Origin of the sequence: Paenibacillus sp. NRS-1781 (genome assembly GCF_050467745.1) — a bacterium.
Classification (GTDB): Bacteria; Bacillota; Bacilli; order Paenibacillales; family Paenibacillaceae; genus Paenibacillus; species Paenibacillus terrae_A.
The window spans coordinates 69,429-86,039 of record NZ_JBITPI010000076.1 but is presented as its reverse complement, the minus strand read 5'-3'; the positions used below and the strand labels follow the sequence as shown (position 1 = coordinate 86,039).

General features: G+C 46.5%; 18 protein-coding genes and 1 other annotated feature. All 18 genes read right to left on the bottom strand.

The annotated features are described in order from the left end of the window. Positions 1-374: 374 nt before the first annotated feature. Entirely contained in the window at positions 375-1,982 is a 1,608-nt protein-coding gene (locus ACIFO6_RS23105; RefSeq protein ID WP_430044282.1) for a LysM peptidoglycan-binding domain-containing protein, read from the bottom strand. A gap of 162 nt (positions 1,983-2,144) precedes the next feature. Continuing rightward, the gene (gene ilvE / locus ACIFO6_RS23100; RefSeq protein ID WP_014277575.1) at positions 2,145-3,029 is read right to left on the bottom strand and encodes a branched-chain-amino-acid transaminase; all 885 of its coding nucleotides are present in this window, start codon (positions 3,027-3,029) and stop codon (positions 2,145-2,147) included. An 18-nt stretch (positions 3,030-3,047) separates the two neighbouring features. Further along, on the bottom strand, positions 3,048-3,947 hold the full coding sequence (gene pheA / locus ACIFO6_RS23095) for a prephenate dehydratase (RefSeq protein ID WP_430044280.1): 900 nt from the start codon (positions 3,945-3,947) through the stop codon (positions 3,048-3,050). Then, positions 3,944-4,912 (bottom strand): homoserine kinase, encoded by a 969-nt coding sequence (thrB, locus tag ACIFO6_RS23090; protein WP_430044279.1) that lies wholly within the window; start codon positions 4,910-4,912, stop codon positions 3,944-3,946. The genes pheA and thrB overlap by 4 nt, the downstream gene beginning before the upstream one ends. Positions 4,913-4,939: 27 nt before the next feature. After that, a complete protein-coding gene (locus ACIFO6_RS23085) occupies positions 4,940-6,226 on the bottom strand; it encodes a homoserine dehydrogenase (protein ID WP_430044277.1) in 1,287 nt (428 codons plus the stop codon). Between the two features lie 44 nt (positions 6,227-6,270). Beyond that, on the bottom strand, positions 6,271-6,708 hold the full coding sequence (locus ACIFO6_RS23080) for an ACT domain-containing protein (RefSeq protein WP_007431685.1): 438 nt from the start codon (positions 6,706-6,708) through the stop codon (positions 6,271-6,273). Positions 6,709-6,865: 157 nt separating this feature from the next. Next, positions 6,866-8,176 (bottom strand): GTPase ObgE, encoded by a 1,311-nt coding sequence (gene obgE / locus ACIFO6_RS23075; RefSeq protein ID WP_430044274.1) that lies wholly within the window; start codon positions 8,174-8,176, stop codon positions 6,866-6,868. A gap of 13 nt (positions 8,177-8,189) precedes the next feature. After that, positions 8,190-8,927 (bottom strand): Spo0B domain-containing protein, encoded by a 738-nt coding sequence (locus ACIFO6_RS23070; protein WP_430044272.1) that lies wholly within the window; start codon positions 8,925-8,927, stop codon positions 8,190-8,192. 147 nt (positions 8,928-9,074) lie between these two features. Beyond that, a complete protein-coding gene (gene rpmA / locus ACIFO6_RS23065; RefSeq protein WP_014277581.1) occupies positions 9,075-9,392 on the bottom strand; it encodes a 50S ribosomal protein L27 in 318 nt (105 codons plus the stop codon). Positions 9,393-9,397: 5 nt separating this feature from the next. Beyond that, positions 9,398-9,736 (bottom strand): ribosomal-processing cysteine protease Prp, encoded by a 339-nt coding sequence (locus tag ACIFO6_RS23060; protein ID WP_430044270.1) that lies wholly within the window; start codon positions 9,734-9,736, stop codon positions 9,398-9,400. A gap of 13 nt (positions 9,737-9,749) precedes the next feature. Next, complete coding sequence (rplU, locus tag ACIFO6_RS23055) at positions 9,750-10,061, bottom strand: 50S ribosomal protein L21 (RefSeq protein WP_014277583.1); 312 nt, start codon at positions 10,059-10,061, stop codon at positions 9,750-9,752. Between the two features lie 13 nt (positions 10,062-10,074). After that, positions 10,075-10,162: a sequence feature (ribosomal protein L21 leader region), on the bottom strand. A 96-nt stretch (positions 10,163-10,258) separates the two neighbouring features. Then, positions 10,259-11,443: an Rne/Rng family ribonuclease gene (locus ACIFO6_RS23050; RefSeq protein ID WP_430044269.1), complete on the bottom strand. Its 1,185-nt coding sequence runs from the start codon at positions 11,441-11,443 to the stop codon at positions 10,259-10,261. A 60-nt stretch (positions 11,444-11,503) separates the two neighbouring features. Beyond that, entirely contained in the window at positions 11,504-12,382 is an 879-nt protein-coding gene (locus ACIFO6_RS23045) for a M50 family metallopeptidase (RefSeq protein WP_430044267.1), read from the bottom strand. Beyond that, positions 12,375-13,220: a peptidoglycan DD-metalloendopeptidase family protein gene (locus ACIFO6_RS23040; protein WP_430044266.1), complete on the bottom strand. Its 846-nt coding sequence runs from the start codon at positions 13,218-13,220 to the stop codon at positions 12,375-12,377. The genes ACIFO6_RS23045 and ACIFO6_RS23040 overlap by 8 nt, the downstream gene beginning before the upstream one ends. 443 nt (positions 13,221-13,663) lie before the next feature. Further along, positions 13,664-14,461 carry a septum site-determining protein MinD gene (minD, locus tag ACIFO6_RS23035; protein ID WP_014277587.1) on the bottom strand — a complete coding sequence of 266 codons (798 nt, stop codon included), beginning with the start codon at positions 14,459-14,461 and terminating at the stop codon, positions 13,664-13,666. Between the two features lie 3 nt (positions 14,462-14,464). Beyond that, positions 14,465-15,127, bottom strand: a complete 663-nt coding sequence (gene minC / locus ACIFO6_RS23030; protein ID WP_430044264.1) for a septum site-determining protein MinC — start codon at positions 15,125-15,127, stop codon at positions 14,465-14,467. 82 nt (positions 15,128-15,209) lie between these two features. Then, positions 15,210-15,740 carry a rod shape-determining protein MreD gene (gene mreD, locus ACIFO6_RS23025; protein ID WP_283652997.1) on the bottom strand — a complete coding sequence of 177 codons (531 nt, stop codon included), beginning with the start codon at positions 15,738-15,740 and terminating at the stop codon, positions 15,210-15,212. Then, positions 15,740-16,567 (bottom strand): rod shape-determining protein MreC, encoded by an 828-nt coding sequence (mreC, locus tag ACIFO6_RS23020; RefSeq protein WP_430044289.1) that lies wholly within the window; start codon positions 16,565-16,567, stop codon positions 15,740-15,742. Before mreC ends, mreD begins: the two co-directional genes overlap by 1 nt. Positions 16,568-16,611 lie beyond the last annotated feature (44 nt).

The window sequence follows — 16,611 nt, the reverse complement described above, 5'->3', positions numbered from 1 at the left end:
CAGTTTTCAAAGATCAAACCTTCATATTCTTTTTCTTCATTTCAACACCGCATCTCAGCGGCGACTTAAATAATATATCATGTTTCCCAAGGCTTTGCAATACTTTTTTAAGATAATTTTTCAAGCATTTTCATTCTGCTTTGTGTTGCTAACTATCTCAGAAAAGACAGCTATAAGAATATATCATATTCTCCTGTTACTTAGCAACATCTTTTTTAATTTATTTTTCTATGCCCTCACCTCTAAACGAAAAGAGAAGACTGTCATTCCGTTTCCGAGGAATAACAGCCTTACTATTTTACATTTCTCTTTTGGGTCAATCAAAAGCTGATCTCACCTTCATGGAGTTTACCTCCACTTTTAATTCCGTTTTGTCAGTCCTTAATCCAGGGATTTTTGCGAGAGCGGGAACTACGGGCAGTGGAATAGGAAGCAGTTGTTACCGTCTTGCGAGAATTTTGATTTTTAGCAGTACCATTTTTACCTGAAACCTTGGCTTTGGATGTCTCTTCTTTGGCTGTATTGCCTGAGCTATCTTTCCCCTTGCCTTTACGCGCATTGCTATCTTTATGTTTGGGAGAAGAGTTAACTTCGTTTTGAGATCCAATATTCAGATTGTCGCCATTTCCCTGCGTTCCGGAGAAACCTGGTTCTGACTCCCTCTTCCCCTCCCGGCAGCCGCAGTCAGGCAAAAACATATAGGGAGTGGTATACCCCTCTAATGGATTCACAGGTGCATTCTCATGGGCGAACGGATGATGCGGGAGATTCGCGGATTGTTGCCCTTGTATCTGGCTATAGTCCGATACATACCCGCCCATAGGCAAGCTGTGATGGGGGGATCCCCATTCATGGCCCCACTGACTGCCTTGGACTGCACTCTCAGGATGTTGCGGGTAACCTTGATGGATAAATGGAGGATAGACAGGATAGGATGTATTCTCAGCCGCTTCGCAGCTTGGATGATACCCCGGGCACATGCAGTCCGGATAGACAGGATATGGTGTCGGTTGAACATTTATAGGCGCTGTTTGTACAGCTCCCCAACTCCATGGGTGCTCACAGTCTTGCTGATATCCCTGGTTGGGGGCTACCGAAGGGGTCCATTGCTCTACAAAGGAAGTATTTACTGGCGCATTCCCCCATGGCTGGGCAACCCCGATGCCTGGGTACCATGAGTTTGGTCCCATATTTGTTGGTGAGTTGTAATCATGCGTTGGCTGCTGCATCGGCCATTGGGAATTTGTCGTTGGCTCCAAGTTCGTGCAACCGCAAAATTTCTCAGTTACAGGCTTAAGTTCAACATTTGCAGGCAGCTGTGGTTTTGGTTGAACTGGTTGCGAGGCTATAGGTTGAGGAGGAGGTGGGTTTATGGGCGCTATCGGAATTTCGGGCAGTTTCAATTCAGGCAGCTTGGGAGCGTTCACTATTTCCTTAGGCTGGTTCACCTGCTCTTTAGGGATAGGTGTGTTGTCTGACTTGGGCTGAGTTAGCTCCGCTTTAGGTTGAGTCTGTTCCGTCTTGGTCTGGGGTAGGTTTTCGTTTTCATTATTTGCAGTTGGTGCTGCTGACTCTGATTCAGGCTTTGTTGACTCTTGCTTGACACCTGTGTTCTTCTTTTGATTCGAAGCAGGACTGTTTGCCTCGCCTTTGTATTGAGGAATATTGACGGTTTCCCCAACCAGTAGAGCATTCGGGTTTTTAAGTTGGGAATTAGCATCAATAATTAGCTTGAGTGGGACTCCCCATGCCTTGGACAACTTCCACAATGAATCACCCTGCTTGACTTTGTGCTGATAAACCGTTGATGGCTGTTCTTGCATCGCAACAGGGTCTGCCGGTATTTTGATTTTCTCGCCGATACTTAACTGATTCGGATCAGCCAATTGGGGATTGGCCGCAATCACTTTTTCCAGCGACACATTATATTTCTGGGCAAGCAAATACAGTGTGTCGCCTTTCTTAACGATGTGTATTTTCACAGGTCACAAACCTCCTAGACATTCGTTCGGGCAGGATAGGATAAACGCCCGGCTTCTGTTATTACATCCTATGCACTTCCCGGGCGAATGACCCCATACAAACAAAAAAATCCTCTCAACCGAATCCCCTTGCGGGCATCCAGTCAAAAGGATTCACTATTTTTAGTCCTGCCACACTTTATAGCCGTCTTGATCCACGATCTTGCGGAACTCGGCCAGTAGCTCCAAAGTCACCGGACCCGCAACGCCAGAACCAATCGTACGACCATCTACTTCATAAGCAGCAATAACTTCTGCTGCAGTTCCCGTAAAGAACACCTCATCAGCGACATACACATCATGCAGCGTAAAAGGCTGCTCCTTGAGCGCATATCCGAGCTCGGCGCACAAGTCGATAATAGCATTACGCGTGATACCCTCAAGCGCTCCCAGATAGCAAGGCGGCGTATACAATACTCCGTTTTTGACGATAAAAATATTGTCTGCGGAACCCTCTGTCACATATCCTTGGGAATTTAGCATAATAGCCTCGCCCACACCAGCGTAGTTAGACTGGATTTTCACCAGGATGTTGTTGAGGTAATTCAACGATTTGATTTTCGGATTCAAAGCATCTGGAATGTTGCGACGCTGAGAGACGGAAATCGTCTTTAGCCCGGTCAGATAAGCTTCCTCGGGGTAGATGGCGAGTTGCTCCACGATAATAATAACACTTGCTTTCGGACAGCGAAGAGGATCAAGCCCAAGATTTCCCGCACCACGCGATACAACCAGGCGAATGTATCCATTACGCATCTCGTTAAGACGGATTGTTTCCGCCATCGCTTCCAGCATTTCATCAGGAGACAGCGGAATGTTTAACTGAATTGATTTTGCAGAATCGTACAGACGATCCAAGTGCTCTTTGCATTTAAAAATATTACCGTTGTAAATTCGAATGCCTTCAAATATCCCGTCCCCGTATAAAAACCCATGATCATATACGGAAACCTTTGCATTTTCCTTAGTTACATGCTGTCCATCTAGATAAATCCATTGCTCTGCCATTAAGAACCGCACCTCCGATTATTGTTCTTCTAAAATAGGTTCGATCGCTGCTTCAACATACTTGTAGCTTGGATAGGAACCAAGGATACGCACGTGACATCCCAAAGCCTCAATCTCAGCAAATGCCGCGGGAAGCAGGACAGAATCTATGGATTCCAAAATTTCAATGTAAAAATAGTAGTTCCCCAGTTGCTTTTTGGTCGGGCGCGATTCAATCCGTGACAGATTCAACCTGCGCCATGCAAATGCAGATAATACCTGATGCAACCCTCCCGGAAAATCCTGCGGTGGTGTCACCAAAATACTGGTCCGTTGACCTTCAGGTTTACGCGGGAGGCTGATAGGCTGATGTCCGATCAGGACAAAGCGGGTAAAATTATTATCGTGATTGGTCACCTTGCTGGCCAAAATATCCAGTCCGTGCTTGGAAGCCGCAAGCTTGGTTCCCAAAGCAGCCCAGCCTTTACCCGGGTTATGTTTAACAATTTCGACGGCTTCCGCCGTACTTCCTGCACTCTCCAACTCAGCCTGAGCAGCTGTAGTCTGTATGAACTCCTTACACTGCGGAAGCGCCACGGGATGAGACATAATTTTGACCACTTTGCTCAAATCCAGCTCGCCCCGGTCATTGGTAAATTCACTGCGATATCCAATGAGGTTTTGAATAGAAGGGTACACCCATTCCGCTTGCATCTGAATGTCCACCTCATGTACAAGCAAATCCATATGCAGACTTACAGAGCCATCAATTGTATTCTCAATCGGAATTACACTGTAGTCAGCCTTTCCCTTGTCCACAGCCTGAAATACATCTGCTATATACTTATAAAATAGCAATTCACAGGGCGTATCCCCTATCAAATACCGAATCGCTTCATGGGAAACCGTTCCCTCCGGAAGAAGTGCAATTCGTTTCATATCGTAACTTCCCCTTTGATCATGTCCATAAAAGGAATCTCTTTCTCATCTGTATATACTTTAACGCCTTCGTTCTCTGGGCGCAATTTTAAAACAGATGCAGTGATTCCTTCCTTGCTCATCGTTTCGGTTAAATACTGTTCCAGTTCCGCTCTCCGGTTTTCCCGGCGATCCGCCAATGCCAGCAATGTCGGTCCAGCTCCGCTGAGAGCCACCCCCAAAGCACCATAATGATGCGCTTCCTGCAAAATCTCCGTCATACCCGGTACAAGCGCCGCCCGATAAGGCTGGTGAAGCCGATCCTGCATCGCCTCGGCGATCAAATCAGTTCGGCCAGATGCCAATGCCGCTACGAGCATCGAAGCATGGCTCACATTGTATACGGCATCTTTCAAGGATACATGCGCGGGTAGAACCTCTCTGGCCTTGGAGGTAGACAATTGGAAATCTGGAATGACTACCAAAACCTCCAGATTTTCATCCGGCTCAAGCCGTAAATGCTTGGCATGTTTGCCATCCCACATCGCTGTAATAATGCCGCCAAACAAGGAGGCTCCCACATTGTCAGGATGCTTTTCAATAGCACTTGCCATGTCAAACAGCTTGGAATCTGACAGAGGTGAGCCAATCAGCGTATTTGCAGCTACAAGCGCACCCACAATCGCTGAAGCACTACTGCCTAAACCACGGGTAAGTGGAATATCCGAATACATTGAAATATCCAGCTCAGGAACTAGTACTCCAGCCTCCTGAAAAACCATTTGTGCTACTTTATAAATCAGATTCGTTTTATCCCAGGGTATGCCGTTCATTTCGTTCCCGTATAAATGGAAAGCCGTCTGTCTGGCTTCTTTCAATTCAACCCATGCATACAAGGACAACGCCATGCCCAATGTATCAAAACCGGGGCCTAAATTGGCGGTACTTGCAGGCACACGCACTCTTGCCGTTTTTAAAACAGTCATACAAGCAATTCCTCCTGCTTTTTTGAACTATCCCTCAACTCGATACACACTCTTGATACGGCGAATGACATCCAGAGATTCAAAATGCTCCAGAACCTTTTTCATACTCGCCTTACTAGCCAAATGGGTAACGATAATAATTTCAGCATCTGGATTGACCTCATTCGGCTGCTGCACCACAGATGCCAGACTGACGTCGAATTCAGCAAATACCTGTGTAATCTGCGCCAATACTCCAGCCTTATCATCTACATGCAGAAGTACGAAGTTTTTGAAATACACATCCTCGTCACTGCTGATTTTTTTAGGGTTATAAGGTACGATGGCCTTAAGCCCATTCACGCCGAGCTTGAGGTTCTTCACTACAGCCACCAGATCGGCCACAACCGATGTTGCTGTCGGCATTTCTCCTGCGCCCGCACCGTAGAACATGGTTTCACCCACGGCTTCACCGTGTACATAAACCGCGTTGAATACCCCATTCACCGAGGCCAAAGGATGCTGCTTGCGTACCATCGTCGGCTGAACATTGATCGTAAATTCATCACCCTGACGCTCCGCAATGCCAAGCAGCTTCATTTCATAGCCCAGTGTTTTGGCAAAGGCGATATCTTCACTGGATACTTTTGTAATACCAGTAACGCTTACGTCCTTAAGCTCTACATCCGTACGGAAGCCGAGCGTACCGAGGATAGCCATTTTACGGGCAGCATCCAGCCCCTCCACGTCTGAAGTCGGATCAGATTCCGCGTATCCAAGCTCCTGCGCTTCCTTGAGAACTTCTTCGTAAGAAGCCCCCTCCTGACTCATTTTGGTTAAAATGAAGTTAGTTGTACCGTTCACAATCCCCATAATACGAGTAATGCGGTCGGAGGAGAAGCCTTCAATCAACGTCCGAATAATCGGAATACCGCCCGCTACACTAGCTTCATAAAAAATATCGCACTGCTTTTCCTGCGCCTGCGCCAGCACTTCAGAGCCGTGCAGAGCCATTAAGTCCTTGTTCGCTGTTACGATATGCTTACCGCGCTCCAGCGCTTCCAGAATGTACTTCTTCGTCTGATCCACGCCACCCATGACTTCGATAATAACATCAATCTCGGGATCACGTATGACCTCCCACGGGTCCTCTGTAAGCTTGGTGGGATCTACTTCAATGGAACGATACTTCTCTATATTTTTCACAGCTATTTTCTCAATAATGATCGGCGAACCAACTTGTCTGCTCAAATCTTCCTGATTTCCTTCCACGATTCGAACGACTCCCGTTCCTACCGTTCCTAACCCTAACAATCCTACTTTGACCGGTTTCATCCATTCCCCTCCTGCTAACTTATATCTGATGAGCTTTATAGCTCTTAACCTTGCCCGATCAGGCGAACGCGCTTAACACCGGATATAGTCTCCAGGCCCTCCAGCAGAACCCCTAGTTCTTCACTGAGTCTGGACATTTCTACCGAAATGACTACGTTAGCTCTGCCTTGCAGCGGGATGCTCTGCTGGATCGTTAGCACATTGCCTCCGTAATCTGCCACCCTGCCAAGCACTCTGGACAGCATGCCCGATTGATGCTCCAAATCAATGGAGATATTGACAATTCGCTCACGCTCCAACTGGTTGACCAAATGAATGCCATCCTTATATTTATAAAAGGCACTTCGACTTAGCCCAACTTGCTCCACGGCGTCATGCACGGTTTTAACATCTCCCGAAGCAAGCAGCAGCTTGACCTGGATCGTCTTAACGATAGCTTCAGGCAAAATATCTTCCCGTACCAAGTAATAGCGCTCTTTCACGAACGTCCTCTCCTCAAAGACTTATGTTTTTGTATAGAGGACATTATATCGAAACTCCTGTCAATCGGCAAGCTAACGGTACAAAAAACGGCTACTGCCGTCTATAGGGTTTCCTATAGCGTAGTAACCGTCCATACTTCAGACAAGTATTTCATTTTTAATAATAGCTGCTGCCTTCCACAAATTCAAACTCGAAATCGGCAATGCGTACAAGCGTTCCATCAACGGCACCACGCTTGCGCAGCTCAGCATCCACACCCATGTGGCGCAATGTTCTTGCTAACTTTAAAATCGCATCATGAGAATTCAGCTGCATACGCTTCATCATGCGCTCGATTTTGACACTGTGCACCACGAATGTATCGTTTTCACGTACAATGGTGAAACCTTCATCCTCTGCCTTATCCAGCTTAAACACCTTACGTTCATTCACTTCCGCTACTTCCTCAACAACTGGCTCGTCCGGTATTTGATCCAACAAATCAGCAGCTCGATAGAGCAATTCCTTTACGCCTTGGCGTGTCAACGAGGAAATGGGCATAATTTCGAGATCTGGACGAACAGAAGCGATTTGCTCCTTGAATTGAGCCAGATTTTCTTCCGATTCTGGCATATCCATTTTATTCGCCGCCACAATTTGTGGACGCTCGGCTAATGTCGCGTTATATTGCTTTAATTCGTCGTTGATTTTAGTCCAATCCTCAAACGGATCACGACCCTCAGAACCCGCCATATCCACGACGTGAATAATAATACGTGTCCGTTCAATGTGCCGCAGAAATTCATGTCCCAATCCTATGCCTTCATGAGCTCCCTCAATCAATCCAGGCAGATCGGCCATAACAAAGTTGCGATGGTCTCCTACATCCACAACCCCCAAATTCGGGGTAATCGTTGTAAAGTGGTACGCGCCGATCTTTGGTTTTGCAGAGGAGACAACTGACAGCAATGTAGATTTCCCTACACTAGGGAAACCAACCAAGCCTACGTCGGCCATTACTTTAAGCTCAAGGGTAATATAACGTTCCTGTCCCTCTCCGCCGTTCTCAGCCAGCTCAGGCGCTGGATTGTTTGGTGTGGCAAAACGGATATTTCCGCGCCCCCCACGTCCTCCTTTGGCTACGATGACCTGCTGACCATGACGTGTCATATCTGCCACTACTTCACCCGTATCATCATCCATGATGACTGTACCCGGAGGTATGCGTACGATCATATGATCCGCATTGGCTCCATGCTGGCTTTTGTTGCGGCCTTTTTCTCCACGTTTAGCTTTAAAATGCCGCTGGTACCGAAAATCCATTAAGGTACGCAAGCCTTCATCGACGCGGAAGATCACATCTCCACCGTTACCTCCGTCACCGCCACCAGGGCCGCCTTCAGGAACATATTTCTCACGGCGAAACGCAATCAGCCCGTCACCACCGTCGCCGCCCTTAACAAAAATCTTCGCTTTATCTACAAACATGGTTACACCTTCCTTATGTCTGACACTGCATCCGAATTTGAAGCATTTCTCCCGTAGGAAGCTTCTCTGTTCGAATGCGTTCACTTCCGTGTCCGGATCTGACCTGCTTTAACAAATTCAAATCAGCAGGTACGTCACTACCTTCAAACCGGACGATAACATCATTCTGATCCATACCGAAATAAAGTGTCAATCTGCGCACTTCTCCCCAGGACGACCGGCCCCCGCCATATTGATACGCACGTACCGTTTCTATGACGGCCGAGGCAAGCGACTCGCCGTCTTCGGGAGACATGACAGCGTCCAACTTTAAATGCTCCTCAACCTGAACCATCAACTGTAAATTTCCGGCGTTCACGCGAAAAGATTGCAAATAAAACACCAGCGAGGGAATACCGAGCTTGGATATTTTACTTTCCTCTGCCACGCGCCCTTTTATTGTTTCCACATAAGCAGCCGATTTATCATGCTTATTCATACGAATATAGCCATAAAGCACCTGCAAGTCATTCATCCAGTCATGCCGGTGATGATTGAGAGCTGCGATAGCTGTACGCTCCAAAGAACGCAAAGCAGCTTTCCGCTCAGCTTCAACCTGTCTCTGTATATGCCACATGCTAAAACAGGCGGCAATAACAGACCACACGGCTAATATGATAATCGTTAGTGCTGCAGGATAGAGCAGTGAAAAAACCAAAGGAATCAGAATGGAAACCAACGCCAGATGAGGCGCTCTTATCCGCTGGAACATGGCTTCTCTCCGTTCTGCGATAATTAAAATGGATTAATAAAGAACCTTAATCCAGTATAGCACAGACTGACTTTCCAGTTCATTACCATCATACAAAAAAGCCTCCGACAAAATTGCCGGAGGTTTTTCAGCGTGTCTAAGCCGCTATTAAGCTTCTACGGTAGCTGCTACTGGAGCAACGTCGATCGGGTAGATGCTCACCTTTTTGCGATCACGGCCCCAACGTTCGAACTTCACAACGCCGTCCACTTTCGCGAACAGAGTGTCGTCCTTACCGATGCCCACGTTCGTGCCTGGGTGAATTTTCGTTCCGCGTTGACGAACCAAGATGCTACCACCAGTAACTGCTTGACCGTCAGCACGTTTCACGCCAAGACGTTTCGATTGACTGTCACGTCCGTTTTTTGTGGAACCTACACCTTTTTTCGATGCAAATAATTGAAGATCCAATGTCAATTTCAACATGATGTCTACCTCCTTCTTTGTTTATTTTCTATTTGAATATACTTACCGTATGATTCAGCAATGCTTGTCAGCATGATTACCATGGATTCCAGCAACAGTTGTACCTGTGCGTTCGTCTCATGATGAACTTCAGGGGGAAGATACGCGCTCAAAAAGCCGTTTTCCATTTCCGATTCCATATCAACGTTTGTAAGAGCTTCAATCGAATTGACCGTCCCTACAGTTACCGCTGATACGCCAGCACATACGATATCCTCGCCAGATTTGGCGTAATTCGCATGACCTTTAATGGAAAATCCCTGTATGCTGCCATCCTCCAGTCGTGTAATACGCACGATAATCACTTATCGCACCCTCTTACGCTTGGATTTTTCCAATCGTCACTTTCGTGTACGGTTGACGATGACCTTGCTTCACATGGTAGTTCTTTTTAGGTTTGTATTTGTATACAATGACCTTTTGGCCTTGACCATGTTTCTCAACTGTAGCTGTTACAGTAGCTCCGGAAAGAAGCGGTGTACCTGTAGTCAAGCCATTGTCGCTAGATACTGCCAGAACACGGTTGAACGTTACAGTTTCACCATCGGTAGCTTCCAACTTCTCAATGAACAATACATCGCCCTCTTGAACTTTGTATTGCTTACCACCTGTTTCAATAATTGCGTACATTTGCTTGCACCTCCTTATGTCTCAGACTCGCCTAATCGCAGGTGACAACCTCCCTGAGGATGCTGTACTTCAGTACCTGATTGGAGCGGTTACAGCATGTGCAGCCAATCTTACGCATGACACATACTAAAATATTGTAGCATAAGCTTCGTCCACATTCAACCTCTAGTTTAAAATGATTTCGGAAACGCAGCACCTTATAAAATCGTCTTCTCTTCACGTACCTTTTTTCGAGTCATTTCCAAAAGCCCTAGCCGTGTCCAGCCAACGACATATGATTTGGTTCGGTCTTTTTTCAGCCTAGACTCCAGCATAGAGGACACTTCACGTCGGTTCTCCTCTTGTTCCATATCAATAAAATCAATGACGATAATGCCCCCGATATCACGCACACGCACCAATCGGGCAATCTCTTCAGCCGCTTCGATGTTAGTCCGGGTCACCGTCTCTTCCAGATTGCTGCCCCCCGTAAATTTCCCTGTGTTCACATCAATGACAGTCAGTGCCTCTGTATGGTCGATGATGATATATCCGCCGCCCTGAAGCCATACTTTTCGCGCAAAATCACGTTCCATTTGCTCATGGATGCCATAGGCTTTAAATATGGTCTCTTCTACACCACGAAATATACGCACATGAGCTTTCTGCGGACTGATTTGACGTAGTAATATTTCCGCTTCCTTTGCCTGTTCCTCACTGTCAATAATCAGCTCATCCTGCTCCGGTGTAAACACATCCCGAATCAAACGCTGGACGATGCTCAAATCCCGGTGCAGCTCACATGGAGCCGAGTGTTCAGCAGCTTTACGCTGAATGATTTCCCATTGCTGACGCAACTGGTTCAGGTCATTTTCAATCGCTTCTCTGCTCATTTCCTCCGAAACTGTACGGATAATGACTCCTTCTTCACCTGTTCGAAGCTGCTCTCCCATCGCTTTCAGACGAGCCCGTTCTCCCTCACGCTCGATCTTTTTGGATACAGCTACATAATCGGCGCGAGGCATGTATACAATCCAGCGACCTGGAAGTGAAAAATGAGTGGTTACTCTAGCCCCTTTGCTACCCACGGCCTCTTTCAGTACCTGTACTACAATTTCCTGTCCCACCTTCAACAGCTCGGAAATGGATGGCTTCACCTCAGGTTGCTTGTCCAAATGGGCGTGAAGTACGTCATCCACATATAAAAAGGCATTCTTTCGCTGTCCAATATCAACAAAGGCGGCTTGCATTCCCGGCAGTATATTGACGACTCTAGCTTTGAAAAAGGATCCCAGAATTCCCCGCTTTCGCGGCAATTCAGCTGCATATTCTACCAATCGTCCCTCTTCTAACAGTGCCATTTGGGTCATCTGCTGCTGGCATTGTACAATCATTTGCTTCATGGTTTTTCAACCTCTCTCGATACAGCCTCTTTCCTCAATCCATAAAAACTTCTAACTTTTCTATTTAGGCTTAGATTTTCCGCCATCTGACGGACGCGTTGCAAAATAAGACCGAATAAGGCGTTGCTCTGGCAATACGGCTACAATCCGTCCCTGCTCATTCATGACATAAACCATATGGTATCGGTCCCTCTTGAAAAGACGCAAAACAGGCTCCAAATGTTTCATAGGCAAGGATACAATTGGCAAGGCAATACTTCCCTTGGCCGCCTCGCGGTAAAAGAGCTCGTCCCTTCCCAGCAAAAAGCGTATAAAACGATAGGGGATATTACGATAATCCACAATATTAGAATAAAGCAAAAAAATCCCTACCGCCAGCAGATTTAAATGCACAGGTCCACTTTGCCTTAATAACGGTGAAATGCCATAGATACAAAATAGCAGGCTGGTCACGATGCTGGCTCGAAAAGTCCAAACTAGAGTACGGTGATATGGGATAAATAAGCTCAGCAGCGCCTGCATTATTTTCCCGCCATCCAGTGGTAAAATCGGGAGCAGATTGAACAGTGCAATAACGGCATTTGCCTGAATCATGTAATTTATATATTCATGCCCCCCCCCGCTCACATTTCTAAGCAATAGAAGGATGACAATCATAATTCCGTTTTGCAAAGGGCCAGCCAACGCAATGACAATCTCCTTCCACGCGTTGAGCTTCCCCTGATCGTCAATGACGGCCACTCCTCCAAAGGGTAGCATTTGTATGGTCAGTACTCGCGCCCCCAACAACGTGGCAGTTGTCGCATGTCCCAGCTCATGAATGAATACTAGTGTAAACAAAGTCATGATCTCGATAAAATGTCCTGTCAAAACAGAGCTTAGCATCACCAGTACGAACAGTGGATGCAGAGACAAAGTCACACCCCGGACATTAATCAAGGGCTACCACTTCCGCCGGATCAATATACTGATCTCCTCTCTGCACCGCAAAAAACAGAGTCGCCGTCTCACTGCCGCTATGGCCTGCTGGCAGCACACCGACCTCGTCCCCCTCCTGGACCCAATCATTTACCTTTAAGGTAGAGCGAGATAGACGTCCGTACATTACCGTAATACCGCCTGTGTGACGAATCGTAATTGTAATTCCACTTTCCGGGTGATTAAATATGTCCAGCACACGTCCAGCATCTATACTTTTGACAGCGATTTCCCCATTACCAGCAGCATTGGGTGCAATTTCCACTCCTTTGAGACTTAGCGCAAATGGCTGTGTTATATTCCCTTGAATTGGCGGCGAGCCTTTGCGGACTGCATTCACCTTGTGTGTTTCAGGCTCCTCTCCAAAGATCGGTAAAAAGGACGGGGCCCCATCAAAATAAGTTTCATACCATTGTCCGGCAGCTGCAAAATCCATATCCTTATTTAAGGCATCCGCGATAAACATTCTCAAATTGACGGCATAGGGAACATCCCAGCGAAATAATCCCCACACCAACCCAAATAGCATTGTAGCGAACACAGATCTGCGCCAAAAAGAAACCCAAAAAGACGGACGCCGGTTCTCCCCAAAAGATTGCTGCCAGCGTTGTCGTTCATTTTTCCATTCGGTTTCCGGGTCTCTGGGCCGGTTGGTACTGACTGCTGGCATCGGCTTCATTCCCTTGTTCCTGTACCTGTCCTGATTCATGCCTGAGGAATACTCTTCCGCTTTGTTTCTCGCGATCAGCTGCTGTATGCGTTCTTCTCTGCGCTGCTTGATTCCGGAGTTTTTATTCATCCTGTTCCAGCCCCCCAGCGAGGTATGTTTGGTACATCTTATGAGGACGGGCTTCAACTTATGTTGTCCGATTCGGGATTACGTATCTGAAAATGAAAAAATCCGACGCAAGCGCACCGGATGGTCTGTAAATATATGGCGGTTATGTAGTGAGTCTGAAATTAAGATTCAGGATTTATAGAAGTTTAAAAAGACAAACCAAAAACACTTAAATAAGTTCATTACTTATTTAAGTGTTCATTATTAAGATGAAGGGACTACGCGGCTTAAAAAAGCCTGCAATTCTTCATAGGAATCTTTCCTCTACATCCATACTCTTACTTAAAACAGTGTAGGAATTTTGTAGGCAGTAGCGAAGCGGTGATTTGAATCTGAAGAAGCGAAGCGATCGTAAGATCAAATCACACGCGGAGCCGTCTCCCAGCCATAACTCACCGTTTTCTTCATCCACCCATACCAAAAAATTTCTTAAACCGAGTCATCACACTTTTCTTCTGATCCAACTGCATGAGTGGCACTGTGTCACCCAAAATCCGTCTAGCAATGTTACGGTAGGCAATCGCGGCCTGTGAATCCGGATTCATGACGGTAGGCTCTCCTGTATTGGCTGACTTGATCACCATTTCATCATCCGGTACAATCCCAATGAGATCTATGCTAAGCACTTGTAAAATGCCGTCAATATCCAGCATATCCCCGGATTTGACCATGCTGTTACGGATACGGTTAACCACCAGTTTTGGTGAGATCACATGCGAGCTTTCCAGCAATCCGATAACCCGGTCAGCATCACGCACAGCAGCGTTTTCCGGTGTCGTTACGACAATGGCCTGATCCGCTCCGGCAATAGCATTTTTGAAGCCTTGCTCAATACCCGCAGGACAGTCAATCAATATATATTCAAAATCCTTTTTAAGCTCCAAAATAATATCCTTAACCTGCTCCGGCGTTACGGCACTCTTATCCTTGGTTTGAGCAGCAGGCAGCATATACAACTCCTCAAAGCGCTTATCCTTGACCAAGGCTTGATTTAAACGGCAACGACCTTCGGCTACATCGACCAGATCATAAATAATCCGGTTTTCCAGACCCATAACAACATCCAGATTACGCAAGCCGATATCCGTATCCACCAAGCACACCTTTTTGCCGAGCAGTGCCAGCGCTGTTCCTATATTGGCTGACGTCGTCGTTTTGCCGACGCCGCCTTTTCCTGAAGTGACGACGATAGCCTCTCCCATGTGCTACACCCCTTTGAACACGTTAAAATCGCGGCCCAGACGCACAATATTACTCATTTTATCTATTTGCATGGCGCCGTCCTTGAGATACGCAAATTCCATTCCGGATTCACGCGTCTCCCATTCATCGGGTGGACGACTGATCATTTCGGAAATTCGCAGCTGTGTTGGTGCAAAATAAGAGGCTGCGATAATTGCCTCGCCATTCCCCTCCATCCCCGCATGCGCCATACCTCGCAGGGCACCAAGGACATAGATATCACCGGTACACGTTATAATTCCACCGGGGTTCACATCTCCCAAAAAGAGCAAATTCCCGTTATGATGAAGCACCTGACCTGAACGAATAATCCCTGTCACGGTGTGGATGGGAGCTTTCCCCTGCGCTTCTGAAGGCAGCCCGGGTGATTCAACAGAACGAATGAGCAGATTCCCCTTCTGTCTCAAAATCTCCAGAATGCTTTCCTTCTGTTCCTCCGTCACTTCCCGGCTTCCCAGCTTAATGTCTACATGAATAATCGGGCCGGTTAAAATATTTTGATGACTGTGCTCCAGCTTGAAACGCAGCTCACCCAGCAAATCCTCAAACTCGCATTGATCGTCCAGAAGGAATACCAGGCCGTCTTTGATGCCTTTAATCGTGACATGATTCGATTTCACCGCCATTAGCCTGTCCCTCCTATCTCAATCATTTCGTCCCCGGAACGTGAAATCCCTGCTAACCCGGACAAAATGTGTGTAAAAAGACCTAGACTTTCTCTTCCTTTTTCACACGGATATCCAAACGCTGCAATTGCTTGCGAACTGGGACGTAAATGATGAGGGCGAACAGAAAATGGATAAATAAATCAGGAATCATATATTGTGCCAGCGCCCAATCAAAAGTCTGATGATTCAGCTGGAACAGATGATCAATGGCAAAAAGCATGGAATCCAGCAGAAAACTGCCGATCAGTACAGCTCCCATCATGATAGGCATTGGCGCACGTCGAGCTGTAAATACCAGCCCCAGCAAATAAGCCGACAATCCCATTGCAAAAGAGTAAGGTCCGATAATAAACCCGTAATACACAACGTCATGAATAAGCCCAAAAACAATACCCAGTACCAATGCCGTATGGCGACTATAATATACGGATACGAACAAAATGACGACATACACGAAATTCGGAACCATTCTCGGATGCCAGCTATCCGGAAGAAGCCACGGAAGAATCGTTCCTTCAGCTATAAACAGTACAAACAGCAGCAGTATTAAAACCTGACCGCGTATCTTCATTATTCCGGTACCTCAGGAGTGTAAAGAACGAGCAACTCTTTCCAATCCACGAAGCTGGCTGCCGGTTGGATAATCGCTGTACGTGTTTGTCCAAACTCGCCAACCTGGATTTTTTCTACCGTACCGATCAACAGATTTTTACGGAACTTCCCGCCTGCTCCGGACGTAATGATCTGATCACCTTTTGCGATTGGATCATTTTCCTCAATGCGAGTCATTTGAAATCTGTTCGTAGCCGGATCATAACTTTCAATCATACCAAACGAATTATTTTCCTTGCCCAGTGCTGTCGCTGCAATAGCATAAGAATTTGGATTTTTAGGGTCTAATGTAGTCAATAGCGTAACTGTAGAAGTGAAATTCGCTGTGCGACTAATAACCCCTACAAACCCCTCAAGTGATCTGACTTCCTGACCAACCTTGGCCCCATCCTTTTCACCAATATCAATGACAAGCGTTTTGGAGTCATTACTGACGCTATTGACCTGCGCAATCCGATAATCATATTGATTTTTGGATTTTTGCGTTTGGGTAAATTTCAGTTCTTGCTCAAGTCTGGCATTTGTCTCTTTCAAGTTAGAAGTCTGAATCTGCTCGGCGGTTAGCTGCGCTACGGCAATTTTCAACCGTTCATTTTCACTATAAATGCTCCGCATATTCCCTATATCTTCAAAGAAGCCCGCTATTGCTGAAGCGGGCCTGTAGAAGATACCTTGTACAAAGCCAATTGAATCTCTGGCGAACTTTTCCGGCCAGGTTAAGGAATTTCTCTGTCCAAGTGTAATCCCCATAAGGGCAATAAACAGAACGATTCCGATCAATAGAATAAATAGTCTTTTATTTCCAAACAGCTTAAACAGTTCCTACACCC